Annotated in this window: 16 protein-coding genes; 10 read left to right on the forward strand and 6 right to left on the reverse strand. The window is 53.8% G+C overall.

The genetic code is table 11. The annotated features are described in order from the left end of the window. Positions 1-687, forward strand: a complete 687-nt coding sequence (locus tag ACZ47M_RS08165) for a potassium channel family protein (protein ID WP_315342017.1) — start codon at positions 1-3, stop codon at positions 685-687. Here the strand turns inward: ACZ47M_RS08165 and ACZ47M_RS08170 are convergent. Next, on the reverse strand, positions 676-1,992 hold the full coding sequence (locus ACZ47M_RS08170; RefSeq protein ID WP_315342309.1) for an acetate--CoA ligase family protein: 1,317 nt from the start codon (positions 1,990-1,992) through the stop codon (positions 676-678). The two genes, ACZ47M_RS08165 and ACZ47M_RS08170, sit on opposite strands and share 12 nt — an antisense overlap. A 122-nt stretch (positions 1,993-2,114) precedes the next feature. On the opposite strand from ACZ47M_RS08170, the gene ACZ47M_RS08175 reads away from it, so the two are divergent. Continuing rightward, positions 2,115-2,951, forward strand: a complete 837-nt coding sequence (locus ACZ47M_RS08175; protein ID WP_315342015.1) for an NAD(+) kinase — start codon at positions 2,115-2,117, stop codon at positions 2,949-2,951. Here the strand turns inward: ACZ47M_RS08175 and ACZ47M_RS08180 are convergent. The 5 genes from ACZ47M_RS08180 to ACZ47M_RS08200 are packed head-to-tail and all read right to left on the reverse strand — an operon-like array spanning position 2,890 to position 8,098. Further along, positions 2,890-3,945 carry a lysylphosphatidylglycerol synthase transmembrane domain-containing protein gene (locus ACZ47M_RS08180; RefSeq protein WP_315342012.1) on the reverse strand — a complete coding sequence of 352 codons (1,056 nt, stop codon included), beginning with the start codon at positions 3,943-3,945 and terminating at the stop codon, positions 2,890-2,892. The two genes, ACZ47M_RS08175 and ACZ47M_RS08180, sit on opposite strands and share 62 nt — an antisense overlap. Positions 3,946-3,948: 3 nt before the next feature. Then, positions 3,949-5,100 (reverse strand): RsmB/NOP family class I SAM-dependent RNA methyltransferase, encoded by a 1,152-nt coding sequence (locus tag ACZ47M_RS08185; protein ID WP_315342010.1) that lies wholly within the window; start codon positions 5,098-5,100, stop codon positions 3,949-3,951. A 9-nt stretch (positions 5,101-5,109) separates the two neighbouring features. After that, positions 5,110-5,631: a DUF3201 domain-containing protein gene (locus tag ACZ47M_RS08190; protein ID WP_315342306.1), complete on the reverse strand. Its 522-nt coding sequence runs from the start codon at positions 5,629-5,631 to the stop codon at positions 5,110-5,112. Positions 5,632-5,666: 35 nt separating this feature from the next. Further along, a complete protein-coding gene (locus ACZ47M_RS08195) occupies positions 5,667-6,593 on the reverse strand; it encodes an LEA/WHy family protein (RefSeq protein WP_315342007.1) in 927 nt (308 codons plus the stop codon). A 41-nt stretch (positions 6,594-6,634) separates the two neighbouring features. Continuing rightward, positions 6,635-8,098, reverse strand: coding sequence for an NAD(P)/FAD-dependent oxidoreductase (locus tag ACZ47M_RS08200; RefSeq protein ID WP_315342004.1), 1,464 nt, complete (start codon positions 8,096-8,098; stop codon positions 6,635-6,637). A gap of 182 nt (positions 8,099-8,280) precedes the next feature. On the opposite strand from ACZ47M_RS08200, the gene ACZ47M_RS08205 reads away from it, so the two are divergent. The 8 genes from ACZ47M_RS08205 to alaS all read left to right on the forward strand — a co-directional run bounded on the left by ACZ47M_RS08205 (position 8,281) and on the right by alaS (position 16,799). Continuing rightward, on the forward strand, positions 8,281-9,114 hold the full coding sequence (locus ACZ47M_RS08205; RefSeq protein ID WP_315342002.1) for a hypothetical protein: 834 nt from the start codon (positions 8,281-8,283) through the stop codon (positions 9,112-9,114). Further along, a complete protein-coding gene (locus ACZ47M_RS08210; RefSeq protein WP_315341998.1) occupies positions 9,068-9,565 on the forward strand; it encodes a hypothetical protein in 498 nt (165 codons plus the stop codon). Before ACZ47M_RS08205 ends, ACZ47M_RS08210 begins: the two co-directional genes overlap by 47 nt. Positions 9,566-9,655: 90 nt before the next feature. Beyond that, positions 9,656-10,207, forward strand: coding sequence for a CBS domain-containing protein (locus ACZ47M_RS08215; protein ID WP_315341995.1), 552 nt, complete (start codon positions 9,656-9,658; stop codon positions 10,205-10,207). A gap of 31 nt (positions 10,208-10,238) precedes the next feature. Then, the gene (locus ACZ47M_RS08220; protein ID WP_315342303.1) at positions 10,239-11,390 is read left to right on the forward strand and encodes a cation:proton antiporter; all 1,152 of its coding nucleotides are present in this window, start codon (positions 10,239-10,241) and stop codon (positions 11,388-11,390) included. A 157-nt stretch (positions 11,391-11,547) separates the two neighbouring features. Then, a complete protein-coding gene (locus ACZ47M_RS08225; RefSeq protein WP_315341993.1) occupies positions 11,548-12,165 on the forward strand; it encodes a MarC family protein in 618 nt (205 codons plus the stop codon). Between the two features lie 29 nt (positions 12,166-12,194). Continuing rightward, positions 12,195-13,502: a histidine--tRNA ligase gene (gene hisS / locus ACZ47M_RS08230; RefSeq protein WP_315341991.1), complete on the forward strand. Its 1,308-nt coding sequence runs from the start codon at positions 12,195-12,197 to the stop codon at positions 13,500-13,502. 224 nt (positions 13,503-13,726) lie between these two features. Beyond that, positions 13,727-14,005, forward strand: a complete 279-nt coding sequence (locus ACZ47M_RS08235; protein WP_315341988.1) for a hypothetical protein — start codon at positions 13,727-13,729, stop codon at positions 14,003-14,005. 58 nt (positions 14,006-14,063) lie between these two features. Further along, positions 14,064-16,799, forward strand: a complete 2,736-nt coding sequence (gene alaS / locus ACZ47M_RS08240) for an alanine--tRNA ligase (RefSeq protein WP_315341986.1) — start codon at positions 14,064-14,066, stop codon at positions 16,797-16,799. The last annotated feature ends 40 nt before the right edge of the window (positions 16,800-16,839 follow it).

A 16,839-nucleotide genomic window follows, 5' to 3' on the forward strand; every position in this document is an offset into this window, starting at 1 on the left:
ATGTTCGTGGTCATAATGGGCGCCGGTAGGGTTGGATACCTGGTTGCCAGGCTACTGGAGAGTGAGGGACACGATGTTACCGTGATAGAGCAGAACAGCGAGAGGGCTCAGGAGCTTTCCCTCCTTATAAACGGCCTCGTCATTGAAGGAGACGCCACAGACCCAAAAATCCTTGAAGATGCGAACATAAAGCAGGCGGATGCCTTCGCGGCCTTGACTGGAAAGGACGATGCAAACCTTCTGGCCTGCATCTTGGCAAAGAACCTGAACCCTGAGATATACACCGCGCTCAGGATTAGCAACCCGAAGAACAAGAAGATATTCGAGCAGCTTCAGGATCTGAAGAAGTACTTCAACTTTATAATCTCCCCGGAAGAGATAGCGGCTGAGTACATATCCAGGAGCATAACAAGCCCCGGCTTTGACAGGGTGCTCTTCCCGAAGGAGGGGGCCGAGATAGTCAGGTTTGAGGTAACTCCGGAGAGCTGGGTCGCTGGAAAGTCCGTTAAGGAACTAAACCTTCCGAAGGACTCTCTGATAGTCGCCATATACGACAAAAAGGGTACCCTGATAATCCCCTCCGGTGACACCAGGCTCCCGGACAGGGGTTCGCTCATAATCTTCGCCAAGACAGGGGTCCTTGACAGCATCAAAGAGATATTCGAAAGGAAAAAATCATCGGAGTGAGAGCCATTTCAGAGCCTTTGCCGCCCTTTCTGGCGTTGGGAAGTTCTTTATCCCTTTTTCCTCAAGCAGCTTAACCCCATTCCTGACGAGCTCTCCAGCCATGAAGTTCACTATCAAAGGCTTGTTACACTCAGCGTCGATTACTGCCTTAGCTATCTCCTCGCTCGGGATGAATATCGGCGGCACGCATATCACGAGGAGAGAGTCAACGTTTTCATCCCTGCAAACAGTCTCAATGGTTCTCCTGTACCTTTCGTAGTCTGCATCGGCTATCAGATCAATGGGGTTCTTGACGGAGCACTGGGGAGGGAGGAAGGAGCGGAGCTTTTGCACGGTTTCCTCTCTAAGCTTAGCCATCTCAAGGCCGAGCTTTTCCAGCTTGTCCGTTGCTAAAACGCCCGGCCCGCCGGAGTTGGTTATCACTGCCACCCTCTTCCCCGTTTTTGGATACATCTCAAAGGCCTTGGCAGCGTCAAAGAGCTCCTCCATCTCCTCGACCTCTATGGCGCCGGCCTGTCTGAATACTGCGCGGTAAATCTCATAGCTTCCCGCGAGGGAACCGGTATGGGAAGCCGCAGCTTTGGCGCCGCTCGCGCTCTTTCCGGCCTTGAGTACTATGACCGGCTTTTTGCTTGCCGCGTAGCTGAGCGCTTTCATGAAGCGCTTCCCGTCCTTAACCCCCTCTATGTAGAGGGCTATCGCCTTTGTGTTCTCATCGTCGGCGAAGTATTCGAGAAAGTCGCTCTCGTTGAGGTCAGCTGCGTTTCCATAGCTTACGAAAGCCGAGAAGCCCACTCCCCCCTCGTTTCCCATCGCCAAAGCGGCTCCTCCAAAGGCCCCGCTCTGGCTGATCAGGGCCAAACCGCCTGGCTTTACGCGGACCTCAAAGGAGCCAAAGAACTTCCCGTGGACGCCGAAGATTCCGGCGCAGTTGGGGCCTATTATTCTGACGCCGTGCTTTTTCGCATTTTCAACCAGCTCGCGCTCCAGCTCAATGTTTCCAACCTCAGAAAAGCCCGCGCTTATAACGACGGCACCCCTGATGAGCGGGCCAATCTCGTCTATCAGAGCGGGAACGATGTTAGCTGGGACAGCTATTATTGCAACATCAACTGGCTCATCAAGCCTTTCCCGGATTTTGAAGGTCTTTCCAGCGACTTCAACGGTTTCACCCTTCAGGCTGACCGGAATGATTCTCCCCTCAAAGCCGCCCTCCACGATATTCCTGAGGATCTCGTAGGCTATGGCACCTCTTTTAAATGATCCAAAAACGGCAACGCTTTTTGGATAGAAGAAGAAAGACAGTCCGGCCATACTTTCACCTCCTTTTTGGGATGGGTATTTCTCGATGGTTTGTTTGAATTTTCGTTCTAACTGCTTCCAAAAGCCTTAAAGATGTTTGGGACAACTTCCTCTAAGGGAGTTCCATGAAGTTCGGGATAGTCGCCCGCAGGGACAAAGAGGAGGCCCTAAAACTTGCCTACAGGGTGTACGACTTCCTCAGGATTAGCGGTTACGATGTAGTAGTTGATTCAGAAACGTACCAGAACCTTCCCCAGTTTGACCCGGGGAGGGTTCTTCCGCTCGAGGAGTTCGACGTGGATGTAATAATCGTGATAGGTGGAGACGGTACGATACTCAGAGTGGAGCACAAGACAAAGAGGGATTTTCCGATACTAAGCATCAACATGGGTACCCTGGGTTTTCTTACGGAGGTTGAGCCCCACGAGACCTTTTTTGCCCTCAGCAGGTTTCTCGAGGGAGAATACTACATCGATGAGAGGATGAAGCTGAGGACTTACATAAACGGGGAAAACGTTATCCCGGATGCTCTCAACGAGAACGCCATACTCACGGGAATTCCGGGCAAGATAGTGCACTTAAAATACTATGTTGATGGTGGTCTAGCGGATGAGTTCAGGGCGGATGGGATCATAATAGCGACCCCCACTGGATCAACGGGTTATTCCCTCTCCGCCGGTGGGCCCTTCGTTGATCCCCGGCTGGAGCTTTTTGTGATAGCCCCTCTGAACCCGATAGCCCTGGGTTCCAGGCCAATTGTCGTCCCCTCCACGAGCGAAATTGAGGTAATTTCTCTCCCTCCTGAGAGGGAGCTTATTCTCGCGGTGGACGGACAGTTCTACACGAGGCTTGAGCCGGAAGCAGAGATAAAAATAAGGAAATCCCCCAGAAAGACGAAGTTCATCCGTTTTTCCCACGAGATTTATCCGAGGTATCCTCTCCGCCTAAAGAGGCGGTTTTAGGCTTTAAACCAAACTTTGCAACGAAGATAATTCCCGCTACCAATGGAAGCCAGAACGAGATTATTCTGTCCAGAATGCTCGCAGTTACCGCCATCCCCCTTGTTATCCCCAGCAGGACAAAGGATCCCGCGGTGACCGCCTCTATCAACCCAGCGCCTCCTGGAATAATGCTTATTAGTCCGACCGCAGTCCCTATCATCTGGACTACCATCACATCGGTGAAACTCACCCGGTGGCTCAGGCTTATGAAGATGAAGTAGCTCCTGAGGAGTACAAAGAACCACGTGAGGAACGAGTATCCCAGGGCCACTGTGAACGTTTTTCTGTCCCGTGATATTGTTCTCAGGCCGTTTGTGAAGTGAGGTATGTTCGTTTCAACGAGCTGGCCGAATTTTTCCTCATACTTTAACACCCTCGAGGGCATTACCCTTGCCAGTAACCTGAAAAGCCCGAACAAAATCTTTCTCATTCTGCTCTCGCTGGCCATTATGACGGTTGCAAGCCCTGTGAGGGAAATGATGATAACATTGAGGAGAAGGAGCAGGGTGAAGAGGGAGTAGACCCCTTTCCAGTAGGCATAGAACATTGAGAAGAGCATCATAACCATGACCGGGATTAGATCCAGGATTCTGTCCGCTGTGATACTCGCGAGTATTCTTCCGTATGATGGCTCTATCCTTTTTGCAAGGTAGTAGGCCCTGATGGCTTCCCCTCCGCCTCTGGCGCCTGGAGTTATGTTGTTGAAGAGTATTCCCACAAACAGTGCCGCAAGAGTGTCCCTGAACCTTGCTTTAACCCCGACTCCCTCGAGCAGAACATGCCACCTAAGGGCCCAGGTTATTACACCCCCCAGATAGGCAAGCAGAGCCGCCCCCAGCCATGTTGAGCTGGCTCCGCTGAGTATTGTGAGCACCTCCTCGGTTCCAGCCCACCAGACGAGGGCCAATATTACCGCAAGGCCCGCGAGGAAGGGTAGCGCTTTTTTCCACTCCATTCCTTACACCTTCCTTAGCTTGGCTATGAAGAAGCCCTGCGTCATATGCCTGTTGGGGTAGAACCTCTGGACTCCTTCGATTCCAATCCCCGGGGAGGCTATGAATAGCGGTTGCTCCTCGAGCTTTAGGCCTTTTTCGAGCATGAACTTCACGTTTGCTTCGTTCTCCTCGTAGCTTATCGTGCAGGTGGAGTAAACGAGGACGCCATCCCTCTTGAGGGACTTTATGGCCGCCCAGATGAAGGCCCTTTGATACCTGGCCGTGGCCTCTATGTCCTTCGGCGTTCTGCTCTCCCAGAGCTTTGGCCTTATTCCCAGGGCCGTGCACGGTGCATCGAGGAGGATCTTATCGGCCTTTATCCCCAGCTCGGGAAGCTTTCTGGAGTCCATGTGGAGCAGCTTAACGTTCTTAACGCCCAGCCTGTTCAGCTCTTCCTCCATCTTTTTGAGCCGGTTCCTGGATTTGTCTATGGCGATTATTTCTCCCCTGTTCTCCATGAGCTGAGCTAGGTGACCGGTCTTTCCGCCGGGGGCGGCGGCCATATCTATGACCAGATCTTCCTCGCCCGGCTCAAGAACCCTCGCGGTTACCATCGAAGGCAGGCTTTGGGCGTAGAACAGGCCCTCCCTAAAGGACTCCAGCTCGCTCAGACTTGGAAGTTTGAACTTGGGGAGGGTCACCTCGACCGCCAATCCCCTCGTTGAGGTAGCCATTTCCTTCGCGCTCATCCTCGCTATCCCAACTCCGACCAAAAGGCCCCTTGGATCCCTTATCTCCACTTCGTCACCGGGTTTTATGTCTCCATCCGCCTTCAGAACCCCCGGTGCGTAGAGCATGGCCCCCTGGTAAACGCTCTCCGCCGCAAACTTATTGGCGACGACTTTTTTAAGGCCCGGGTTGTAATCGTCATCGAAGTTGGGCCCTTCCCTCTCGAAGTATATACCCTCCTTGAGGTAGGGGCTCCTCTTCGGTTTCAGGCCCTCCTTTTTCAGTACCTCCATGAGCTTCGAACGGCTCGTTTTGAGTGTGTTCACCCTTATGTAGTACTTCTCCACCGGAGTTCTGAGGGAGGCCATTATCTCATCCGCTTCGCTTCCGAAGAGGCCCCGATAGTATTCCCTCAGCTCACCTGGAAAGGCTTCCTCGTAGCCCATAGCGACACCTCAGAGGCTGAAAATCCCAAAGCGCTTGCCTAAGTCTATGAGTTTGTAAATGCCCTCCTTTAGCTCTTCGGCGCTTTCAAAGTTGGCCTCGAACTGGAAGACCCTCTCGTCGCTATCGGATATCTTCTCAAGTATTTCACCCGGCGAGACTCCCTCGTCGCGCCTCCAGTTGTAGACGTCGTTCAGGAAGTCCTCCGCACCATATATGAAGCTCCTGCGGAAGGTTTCGGTGAACAGCTCAACGAAGTTCTCGCTCACCTTTTCCTTCGGAACTGCAACGACGAAGTAGTAACTTTCCGGTGTGGCACCGACTTCAATCTGGGGCTTTATCTCGAAGGCCGGGTGGGGGTATTTCATCTCCTCCCACTCGCCGTCCAGAAAGATGTAAGCCCCGAATACCTCCTCGACGTCCTCCACCTTGAAACCCTTGCCCGGGAGCTCGGCCTTGAGTTCCTCGTTGAGGGTGAAAATATCTTCCCAGATCCTGTTGAGAAGCGAATGGATCTCTCTAACCATTTTCATGTGCCCCACCAAAATATGGAAAAGGGGATGCGCTTTTAAGTGTTGGGCCCGGGAAGATTAGAGTTTATCTGACCCATGATGTCGGTTTTGACGGTCTTTTCAATGGTGGTTAGCTCAACGTCTTCGGTTCTCGCTCCGACCAGGGGTATATCCAGCCGGATTCTGAGATAGAGTTTGGCCTTTATGGTGCTCTCTTCTCCATTTTCGACGTGCAGGGCCCATACCCTTGGTAGTGAAGAGACATTTACGTACGTCTTAACCGGCACTTCAACGGTTCCCCCCGCTGGAATAACAACGTTCCCCTCGCCTTCACCGAGGGCAACTTCTATGTCGTTGATCCACACCCTGTAAGAGGTTTCTGCCAGTAAAAGCGGGTAAGGGTTTGGGTTATACAGTATCAGAACCGTGCTGAAGACCGCTTTGTCTTCTTCTCTCCCGTCGTACCTTACCACGGTATCCCTGAGCTCTGGCGTTTTAGCCCCTGGAATGCCAGCGATCTCGTAACTCTCCGCAGTCAGGTGGATGCTCTCCAGTATCTTTTCCTCAACCGGGACTGGAACTTCAATTTTGGTTGAAAGGATCCCAAAGAGGGCCGGGACTATCTTTACCACCATCTCCCCGCTTTCGTTGTTTTCCAGGTATTTGAGAATCGCGTCCACCATTTTCCCGTTGAATATCGTTATTTCGCCGCTGAATTCGGGTGAGGTGGGTGAGTATCCCATTCTGCTTAGCTTTGCCACAGTCTCGTTCATGAAAATTACTTCTGCATCTTTCAGTGATACGGGAGCGTAGAGCGGTCTTTTAAAAGAGCCGTTTATCTCTATAGAAGTTCTCTCCTCGCTGACGGGGCCCCACTGAGCATGTAAGTCCGAAATGCCCTGGCTAACGGAGTAGCCCACATACCCCAGCCAGAGAACAAATAACAAAAACACAATCCCAAAAAGCTTGGCGATTTTTCCCATGCTGAGTCACTCAAAAAATATTGGCAAAAGGGGTTAAAAAATTAACTGAGGTTTTCAATGGCTTCCCTCCAGTTCCCGGGCTTCCTGAAGTCCTTCTCGGTGTACAGGCCTTCCTTCTTGAGTATTCCCCTCGCAGCCAGGAGGCCGGTCGCGGCGGCGTTAACTATGTCCCTGCTAAGCCCGGCGCCATCCCCGGCCGCAAAGATGCCCTCAATGCTCGTCTCGAGGTTCTCATCTACCTCAACCTTCATCGCGTAGTACTTTATTTCTGGCGCATACAGAAGTGTGTGGTCACTCGCAACCCCAGGAAGGACCCTTTCAAGCTTCTCGAGGCCCTCTATGATGTTGGTGACAACCCTGTGGGGCAGGGCCATCGCTATATCACCCGGTGTCACGTGCTTCAGGGTTGGCTCGACGTCGCTCCTCTTTATCCTTGCCCAAGTGCTCCTCCTTCCTCTTCTCAGGTCGCCGAGTCTCTGAAGTATCGGCCTCCCCCCGCCTATGGTCGTTGCCAGCTGGGCTATGCTTCTCCCGTAGGAGGTAGTATCTTCAACCGGCTCCGTCAGCTCTATCCTGCTCAGGAAGGCAAAGTTGGTGTTGTTGCTCTTCTTCCCGTGCATGGAGTGGCCATTTACCCCAACGTAGCCGTCGTAGCGCTCCTCAACAACGAAACCGTACGGGTTTGTGCAGAAGGTTCTTACGAAGTCGTCGTAGGTGTCGGTGTATATGTGGAACTTGGGGTCGTGGTTTATGCTCGTTATGGGCTCCATCACTATTGCTGGAACCTCGACGCGGACGCCGACGTCGATGGGCCCGTGTCTGGCTTTCATGCCTATCTTCTGGGCGACGTCGTGGAACCACTCCGCCCCACCCCTTCCGGGTGCGACGATTATGTAACGAGCCTTTATCTCAAAGATGTCCTTTCCGCGCTTGACTTTGACCCATCCCTGACCGAACTCCAAAGCCTTGGTCCAGAGGAGGAACTCCACACCTTTGCCCTCGAGGTGCCTCTTTATGTCGCCTATGACTTCAGGCGTCCTGTCCGAGCCGATGTGGCGCTGGATTATGGGAATGAACTTCACTCCAGCCTGCGCCGCTCTCCGCTCCCAGTAGCGAACCTGCTCGGGGTCTCCCTTGAAGAGGTTCCTTGGTGATTTATGCTTCAGAAAAATCTGGTCAACTTCCCAGACGAGTTGCCAGGCGTAGTTTTCGTCGTTGGTGAACTCCCTCAAATCGCCCCCGATGTCGGGGCGGAGGTTTATTGTCCCGTCGCTCAGCCCGCCAGCTCCTCCGACGCCGCTCATTATGTGGCAGGGCTGGCAACCTATGCAGTGGCCGAGCTCGTACATCGGGCACTTCCTCTGGTCGACGTCTCCCCCCTCGTCGATGACTAAAATCCTGAAATCGCTCCTTTCTGTTAGTTCATAGGCCGCGAAAAGCCCTGCCGGGCCGGCTCCGATAATCACAACGTCGTAGACCTTTCCGCTTCCGTTGTCAGAAACCATATTTCCCTTTTCGTGTTTATTGCTGTTGCCTTAAAAAGGTTTTTTGACTTGGACATGTGTAACAACGGGCCCACCTTCTGGCATGTTTGCGGGTGAACGTTGATTGCCCGGGCTTGACACCTGGGGATCTATTTCCCGGCGGGAGGGATAAGATTTAAATAAATATTTTCCTATAGCTTGTGGTGGTCTCAATGTCCTGGAGAAAGTTGCTACCGCTGTTTTTAATAGTTCTAATGGCCAGTCCAGCCCTTGCGATATACACCCACGGGAATGGAAGCTTCGTCTCCGTTGCCACCGACGGCTACGATAATGGCTATTACCTTGTGGTGTGGAGCAACTCCAGTGGCGTCTTTGGTAGGCTCTATTACGTGAGGACCAACACCCCCGCAGGAGATGTGATTCAGATATATAATAGCGGTGCCAATAACACTGCGGTGGCGTCCTCAAAGATAGACAACAGTCAGGCGGAGGATAACGTTTACCTCGTCGTCTGGAAGGGAGGAGACAACTATCCCTACGCCAGGCTGCTGAGATACGATGGTTCATTCATAACGGACGTTATACAACTAAACACCCAAAACAAGACCGACTGGATCGCAGCGGCATACGGGAACGGCTACTTCGTAGCGGTTTATGAGGGGTATGGCACTGGCATCTACCAGAACCTCTACTACACGGTCTTCGACAAGACTGGAAAGGTGAAGGACAGCGGTCTTCTGTACAACTTCTCTGGTGCCATTCACTACACCAGTATAGCTTACGACCCGGCAACTGGTTACTTCGGGGTTTTCCTCCGGAACAGTACTAAAATTGGTACTACAACCATCCACGGCGCCTCTTTCCTCGCCTTCATGCTTAACGAGAATGGGACACTTAATAAGACAAGTATCCGCGTGGCGACAGTCCTTAACAGTAAAACGATTTACGGGGCGGCCATAGCGTCACCCGGTGACGGTTTCGTGATAGGGTATGAGCCTGATTACAAGTGGTACACAAGGAAAGGTTACAATCGGTGAAGACGGCATAAACGTGGGCTCGGAGAGCAATCCGTTCTCCAGGGGTTACAGGGCCTACGGTGGGGGAGCAATGGACTTCGTTGAAAACAGTACGGGGGGCTACATAGTCTTTGTCTATGAGAACCTGGAGAGCAGCGGTGGAAACTACGAGATCGTTGTCCAGCTCCTCGACAGGGATGGGAACCCGCTTACGGGGAACTACGATGGGGACTATGTTATGGCGGAGAGCGGAAAGAACTTCAGATATCCGGCAGTGGCAGCGAAGCCCGCCCGCTCGCCCGGGGCTTACATAATCGCCTGGAGTGACACTACAAATAGGGTTGTCATGGGAAGCGAGTACCTCCCGGACTTCACGGAGGTCAGCGAGACCAACCAGGTCCCGTTCTTCAGCAACGTCGCGGTGGGTGTGGCTCTTGCCCTTGGTGCCCTCCTGCTCTTCAGGAGGCAGTGATTTCTTCTATTTTTAACCTCCCTGTCCCTTATCTTTTGGGCCCCGAAACCTTTAAACGCCCCGGCGCTGGTATTTTCTCAGTGGGGGAACATGGCCGAGAAAACTTCCAGGGCCTCCTCGGCAAAGGCCAAAAAGATACACATAATCCACAGCAAGAGGCGGCTCATTCAGATGAAGAGGAAGGAGGAGCTCAGCCACAACATCCGTTACATCTCAAAGGTGCCCGTGAAGCTGGTGATGGACAGGGAATTCCTCACACTCCGCCCCGATGATTCGCTCTCAAAGCTCGTACAGAACCTTGAGGGGGAGGAGAGCTCGGCCGTTGTCGTTGACGACGATGGAAGGCTCCTCGGCTTTATAACCATGAAGGACCTCCTCCACCTCTTTGAACCCCCCGGGAAGTACTCCATAGTCGGGATTAACCTGCTGAAAAAGTACTCCCTGAGCCGGGCTTCGTGCGTGGGGGACATAATGGTTAAGAAACCAATTACCATTCACGTTGACGATGACCTCGGGAGGGCCGTAAAGCTGATGCTTGAAACCGGGAAGCACCACCTTCCCGTTGTTGACGATGAGAACCGCGTTCGCGGCCTCCTGGAGGTTAAGGACATAATCCGTCTGATACGCATAGTTTCAACGTAGTCCTCAGAATAAGCGCACAGGGATGATAATCATGGACGTGTTCCTTGAGCTCGCGCTGATACTCATAGTTGCCGAGCTGTTTGGCTACCTGAGCATTCGCCTCGGCTTTCCAGCGGCCCTCGGCCAGATCATCGGTGGAATCCTCATAGGGCCCTCAGTCCTCGGGCTGGTGGGCTACGACGAGGGAGTAAAACTCCTGGCGGAGCTGGGAGTCGTCATGCTCCTGTTTTTGGCGGGCCTTGAGACTGACGTTGAGGAGTTCAAGCACGTTGGCGTTCCCGCGTTTATAATAGCCTCCTTCGGCGTCCTCGTGCCCTTTATCTTCGGTTACCTCGGTGCCATTGCTTGGGGCTACTCAAGTGTCCAGGCCATGTTCCTGGGCGGCGTTCTAACTGCCACCAGCGTCGGTCTTACCACCAGCGTACTCATGGAGATGAAGAAGCTCCGCACGAAGGTAGGAACGACGATTTTAGCAGCTGCGGTAGTGGACGACGTGCTCGGTATAATCGTGCTCACGATACTGGTTGGCATAAACACCCGCGGAAGCATCTATGCAAAGGACCTGATGATCATACTCGGCGAGGTCGTGGTTTACTTTGCCTTGGGCCTCCTGGTGGGGCATCCTGCCGTTAAAGGGGCCCTCAAAGCCTCGGAAAAAATAACCCTTCCCGAAACTGTCACTGCCTTCGCAATAGCTATAATGCTCATATTTGCCTATCTCGCGGAGCAGTTCCAGATAGCGGGCATAACCGGGGCATATCTCGCTGGAATCCTGGTTGCCAGTACGGAGGAGGCGAGGGAGATAAACACCAAGACAACGACGATAAGCTACTCCCTCTTCATTCCGATATTCCTCGTCAGCATCGGGATAGAGAGCGACATCCATGTTCTGACCTACGCTGGAACCTTTGCACTCGTCTACTCGACCTTAGCAATCCTTGGTAAGATACTCGGATGTGGCCTGGGGGCGCTCGTCTCCCGCTTCAAGCCCAAGGAAGCCCTCCAGATCGGTGTCGGCATGATACCCCGCATGGAGGTTGGTCTGATAATGGCCAACATCGCCCTGGACGAGGGCGTCTTTGACAGGGGGACTTTCGCCATAGCCGTGACCATGGTGTTGATAACAAGCATAGTAACGCCCTTCCTGCTGAAGTGGGCGTTCTCAAAGGATTATGGGGGATAGCTTATTGCCCCGACATCGGCGTTTTCGTGCCTGCTTCACGACGACCATCACAGCAGCTCCGCCAACCGAGTGCTCATCACGCTTCAGCCAGTGCCGGTCTCGTCATCGCCTTCGAAAGTTGGCATAGCTTTTTAAAGGGGTTTCTGAAGGTTTAGCCATGAGCGAGCTCTCCACGATACTCAGTTCGGCACTGCTCATGCTCATCATGATTGACCCGAGCGACAAGATACTCCTGGTTGCCCTCCTGCGCGAAGACTTTGACATAGAGGACATAAAAGCCCTCATACTCAGGGCGAACCTGATAGGGTTCATCCTTCTGCTGAGCTTTGCAGTTGCCGGCCAGATAATCCTGCAGGAGATATTTCACATCGACATAAACGCCCTGAAGGTAGCCGGCGGCTTCGTCCTGTTTAAGATAGGTCTCGAAGCACTTGAAAGCGGTGGGATGTTCACACTCAAGAGGGAGAAGGACATACTGGCATTGGCTGCAGTCCCGGTTGCGATGCCGCTCATAGCGGGCCCGGCGGCCATAACAGCCGTCATAACTCTAACAGCGGAGTACGGCTATAAGGTATCCCTCTCCGCCACAGCTATAGCGATGGTAATAGTGGCCCTCTCGATGTTCATAGCGTTGTACGTAATGAAATCGGTGAACAAGACATTCCTGGGCGTGACCATAAGGATAATGGGTCTCTTCATAATGGCGATTGGCGCCCAGATGATGGTGGAAGGGGTCATCGGGATATCGGAGAGGCTGTTGAATGTATCCGGCTAACTTTCCTCTCCTCTCAGGGGGTGGAAGGGATGAAGATTGAGCGCGTTAAGGGGACGAGGGACTTTTTGCCCGAGGAAATGGCGAAGAGAAGGTGGGTCTTCGAGAGGATCCGTGAGGTCTTCGAGCGCTACAACTTTCACGAGGTTCTCACGCCGACCTTTGAGTACACGGAGCTTTTCAGGCTGAGGAGCGGTGAGGAGGTCGTTAAACAGCTCTACGCCTTCCCAGACAAGGGCGGGAGGGATATCTCGCTCAGACCGGACATGACCTCGAGCGTCGCGAGGCTCTTTGTGAACTCCTTCCAGACGGCCCCAAAACCCATAAAGTGGTACTACATGGCCAACATGTTCCGCTATGAGGAACCCCAGAGCGGTAGATACAGGGAGTTCTGGCAGGCCGGCGTTGAGCTCATAGGGAGCGATAGGGTTGAGGCCGATGCGGAGGTAATAGCGCTCTTCGTTGAGAGTTACTTAGCAACTGGCCTGGAAGACTTCACCGTCAACATCGGCGACAGGGTTTTACTCGACGAGTTCGCGAAGATGCTCAGCGTTAAGGATGATGTTGGCCTTATGAGGCTCATAGACAAGAAGGACAAGATGAGCAGGGAAGATTTCATCGGAGCTCTTAGAGAGTTCGGTTTGAGCGGGGAGGGGGTTGAGAAGGTTCTGTCGCTGATCGAAATCAAGGGCCTTCCAGGGGAGGTTCTGCCCAAGGCAGAGGAGCTCTTCACGGGCGAGAATGCCAGGGCCGAAATTACCCGGCTCTACGAGCTCGTTGATTTGCTTGACGCCTACGGCGTCTCCAAGTGGATAAGGATAGACCTCGGAATTGCCCGCGGTTTTGACTACTACACGAGCGTCGTCTTCGAGGCGATAGCACCGAACGACCTCGGAATAGGCTCCGTCGGCGGTGGAGGGAGATACGATAACTTAATAGAGGTCTTCGGGGGAAAACCGACGCCGGCTACAGGCTTTGCCATAGGAATCGAACGCCTAATCCCAATCCTGGAGTGGAAAGGTCTTATACCGGAGCCAAAGCTGAGGCCGGACGTCCACGTGGTTCCGATTGGAGAGGAAGTGAAGAAGGCCGCGGTTGAAGTTGCTTCCGCCCTTAGGAGAGCCAGAGTCAGGGCAGACATCGAGCTAACCGGGAGACAGCTCAGGAAGGCCCTCGACCACGCTGGAAAGCTGGGCGTCCCCTACGTTATCCTGATTGGAAGCAAAGATTTAGCCGAGGGCAGGGTAACCATAAGGGACATGGAAAGCGGCGAGCAGAGGGTCGTTGAGAAGGAAAAGGTTGTGGAGGAAATCCTGAAGCTTTTAGGTGCCTCAGTTTAGCCCTTTTTCACTCTGAACTCCCTCGCCTTTCTTCTCATCCTCCACTCCTCAAAGCGCCTCACGAAGGGGCATTTGGAGCGCCACCTCTGGAACACCTTCTGAAGGAATCCGCCCATAACGACCCCCAGCCTTTATAAGTGGCAACGGTTAAAACCTTTTGTGTCGCAGGGATGATGAGTCTGGAGCCCCCTGAGCGGTGAGGAGGTTTCGCGGGGCTGACCGAAATGATAAAGGAGCGCCTCTGCAGGGAGTATATCGAGGAGATAGAGAGGCTCCAGCTCTCGGTCAGGGAGCTTGAGGAGGAGATAATCGAGCTCAGGATGCAGCTCAGGAAGAAGACCGAAGAGGTAACGAGCCTGAGCATAGAGAACACCAGCTTAAGGCACAAGGTGGAACTGATGGAGCGCAGGGAGAGGCAGATTCTGGAGCTCCTCAAAAAGCTGAAGGTGCCCTTAGTACTGGTGGACGAGGACGAGTTCGAGGACATAAACGTCGAAGACTGAGGGAAACCTTAATTAATGTGTGGTTCTTCTTGGTGTAGCCCAAGGAGGGGTGGTTCTCATGGACATGACAACGAGGATGTTCAAGGAAGAGGGATGGATAAGAAAAACCTGTAAGGTCTGTGGAAAGCCTTTCTGGACGCTGGATCCAGACAGGGAGACCTGCGGCGATCCGCCGTGCGACGAATACCAGTTCATAGGAAAGCCGGGAATTCCAAAGAGGTACACCCTCGACGAGATGCGCGAGAAGTTCCTGAGCTTCTTCGAAAAGCGCGGGCATGGGAGGATTAAGCGCTACCCAGTCCTCCCGCGCTGGAGGGATGATGTGCTCCTCGTTGGGGCAAGCATAATGGACTTCCAGCCGTGGGTAATAAGCGGAGAGGCAGAGCCCCCGGCCAACCCTCTCACGATAAGCCAGCCTTCAATAAGGTTCACCGACATAGACAACGTCGGAATAACCGGCAGGCACTTCACGATATTCGAGATGATGGCCCACCATGCCTTCAACTACCCCGGTAAGCCGGTCTACTGGATGGACGAGACGGTTGAGCTGGCCTTCGAGTTCTTCACCAAAGAGCTGGGCATGAAGGCTGAGGACATAACCTTCAAGGAGAACCCCTGGGCGGGCGGCGGGAACGCTGGGCCGGCCTTTGAAGTTCTCTACCGCGGTCTGGAGGTTGCCACCTTAGTTTTCATGCAGTACAAGAAGGCCCCCGAGAACGCTGACCCGAGCCAGGTGGTCGAGATAAAGGGCGACTTCTACGTGCCGATGGAGACGAAGGTCGTTGACACCGGCTACGGCCTTGAGAGGCTCGTCTGGATGAGCCAGGGGACGCCAACGGCTTACGACGCCGTCTTGGGCTACGTCATAGAGCCGCTCAAGAAGCTCGCCGGGATAGAGAGGATAGACGAGCGCATCCTCATGGAGAACTCCCGCCTCGCCGGGATGTTCGACATAGAGGACAGGGGTGACCTTCGCTATCTGAGGGAGCAGGTGGCAAAGCGCGTCGGTATAAGTGCCGAAGAGCTCGAGAAGGCCGTGAGGCCCTACGAGCTCATCTACGCCATAGCAGACCACACCAAAGCCCTGACATTCATGATAGCCGACGGAGTAATCCCCTCCAACGTCAAGGCAGGCTATCTCGCGCGCCTGCTTATCAGGAAGAGCATAAGGCACCTCCGCGAGCTCGGCCTTGAGATACCGCTCGCTGAAATCGTCGCCATGCACATAAAGGAGCTCTCGCCAACCTTCCCGGAGTTCAGGGAGATGGAGGATGTTATCCTTGATGTAATCAACGTTGAAGAAAAGCGCTACCAGGAGACCCTGGAGAGGGGAAGCGACCTCGTGAAGCGCGAGATAGCCAAGATCAAGAATGCAGGAAAGGGTGAAATACCGCTCGAGAAGCTCATCCTCTTCTACGAGAGCCACGGCCTAACGCCCGAGATAGTCAAAGAGGTAGCGGAAAAGGAGGGCGTCAGGGTCGAGATACCAGACAACTTCTACACTCTGGTTGCAAAGCAGGCAGAGAAGGCCGGGAAGGCGGAGGCAGTGGAATACGTCGTGGACTTCGAGCTGGTCAAAGATTTACCTGATACGAGGACGCTCTATTACGAAGACCCGTTCATGAGGGAGTTCGACGCCGAGGTTCTTAAGGTAATCGACGACTGGGTGGTTCTCAACGCTACCTCCTTCTATCCCGAAGGCGGCGGCCAGCCCTACGACACTGGTGTTTTAGCTGTTGACGGTGAGGAAGTTAAGGTAACCAGCGTCCAGAAGGTCGGAAAGGTGATCCTCCACAGGGTCGAGAGGCCGGAGCTCTTCAGGGAAGGGGCCAGAGTCCACGGAAGGATCGACTGGGAGAGAAGGATACAGCACATGCGCCACCACACCGGAACGCACGTCCTCATGGGCGCGCTTGTCCGCGTTTTAGGAAAGCACGTCTGGCAAGCCGGTTCACAGCTCAGCACGGACTGGGCCCGCCTGGACATATCCCACTACAAGCGCATAAGCGAGGAGGAGCTTAGGGAAATCGAGCGCCTCGCCAACAGGGTCGTGATGGAGAACAGGAAGGTCACCTGGGAGTGGTTACCAAGGACGGAGGCGGAGCAAAAGTATGGCTTCAGGCTCTACCAGGGTGGAGTCGTCCCCGGAAGGGTTATCCGCGTGCTGAAAATAGAGGACTGGGACGTGCAAGCATGCGGTGGGACGCATTTGCCTAACACTGGTCTGATAGGCCCAATAAAAATCCTGAGGACGGAGCGCATACAGGACGGCGTGGAGAGGATAATCTTCGCGGCCGGAGAAGCGGCTATAAACTGGATGCAGGAGACCGAGGGAATAATCAAGAAGACAGCGGAGATATTCCGCGTGCCGCCCGAGAAGGTGCCAGAGACTGCTGAAAGGTTCTTCAACGAGTGGAAGGAAGCAAGGAAAGAGGTCGAGAAGCTCAGGAAAGAGCTGGCGAAGCTTCTCGTCTACGAGCTTGAAAGCGGGGTAGAGAAGGTCGGAGAAATCGAGTTCATCGGCAGGGTAGTCGAAGGGACGATAGACGACCTCCGTGAAGCTGCTAACAAGCTCAGGAAGGACAAGCGCGTGGTAATCCTCATCACCGGTGAGGGGCACTTCGTCGTTGCCGTGGGAGATTCCTTAGACATCAACGCTGGAGAGCTGGCGAAGGTAATAACGGGCGTAGCAGGCGGTGGCGGTGGCGGAAGGAAAGAGCTTGCGCAAGGAAGGATAAAGAACCCCCTCAAGGCCGAGGAAGCCATTGAAGAAGTCAAGAAGAGGCTCGGCTGAGCCTCCTTTACTCCCTTTTCTGGCGTGGTTAGGAGAAACT

It is taken from the genome of Thermococcus waiotapuensis (genome assembly GCF_055384795.1).

Coding starts and splice junctions, on each gene's coding strand:
- ACZ47M_RS08195 (WP_315342007.1), bottom strand. CDS start 6,593: ATGGGAAAAATCGCCAAGCTTTTTGGGATTGTGTTTTTGTTATTTGTT.
- ACZ47M_RS08220 (WP_315342303.1), top strand. CDS start 10,239: ATGGACGTGTTCCTTGAGCTCGCGCTGATACTCATAGTTGCCGAGCTG.
- hisS (WP_315341991.1), top strand. CDS start 12,195: ATGAAGATTGAGCGCGTTAAGGGGACGAGGGACTTTTTGCCCGAGGAA.
- ACZ47M_RS08225 (WP_315341993.1), top strand. CDS start 11,548: ATGAGCGAGCTCTCCACGATACTCAGTTCGGCACTGCTCATGCTCATC.
- ACZ47M_RS08235 (WP_315341988.1), top strand. CDS start 13,727: ATGATAAAGGAGCGCCTCTGCAGGGAGTATATCGAGGAGATAGAGAGG.
- ACZ47M_RS08185 (WP_315342010.1), bottom strand. CDS start 5,100: ATGGGCTACGAGGAAGCCTTTCCAGGTGAGCTGAGGGAATACTATCGG.
- alaS (WP_315341986.1), top strand. CDS start 14,064: ATGGACATGACAACGAGGATGTTCAAGGAAGAGGGATGGATAAGAAAA.
- ACZ47M_RS08200 (WP_315342004.1), bottom strand. CDS start 8,098: ATGGTTTCTGACAACGGAAGCGGAAAGGTCTACGACGTTGTGATTATC.
- ACZ47M_RS08215 (WP_315341995.1), top strand. CDS start 9,656: ATGGCCGAGAAAACTTCCAGGGCCTCCTCGGCAAAGGCCAAAAAGATA.
- ACZ47M_RS08190 (WP_315342306.1), bottom strand. CDS start 5,631: ATGAAAATGGTTAGAGAGATCCATTCGCTTCTCAACAGGATCTGGGAA.
- ACZ47M_RS08210 (WP_315341998.1), top strand. CDS start 9,068: ATGAGCCTGATTACAAGTGGTACACAAGGAAAGGTTACAATCGGTGAA.
- ACZ47M_RS08165 (WP_315342017.1), top strand. CDS start 1: ATGTTCGTGGTCATAATGGGCGCCGGTAGGGTTGGATACCTGGTTGCC.
- ACZ47M_RS08175 (WP_315342015.1), top strand. CDS start 2,115: ATGAAGTTCGGGATAGTCGCCCGCAGGGACAAAGAGGAGGCCCTAAAA.
- ACZ47M_RS08180 (WP_315342012.1), bottom strand. CDS start 3,945: ATGGAGTGGAAAAAAGCGCTACCCTTCCTCGCGGGCCTTGCGGTAATA.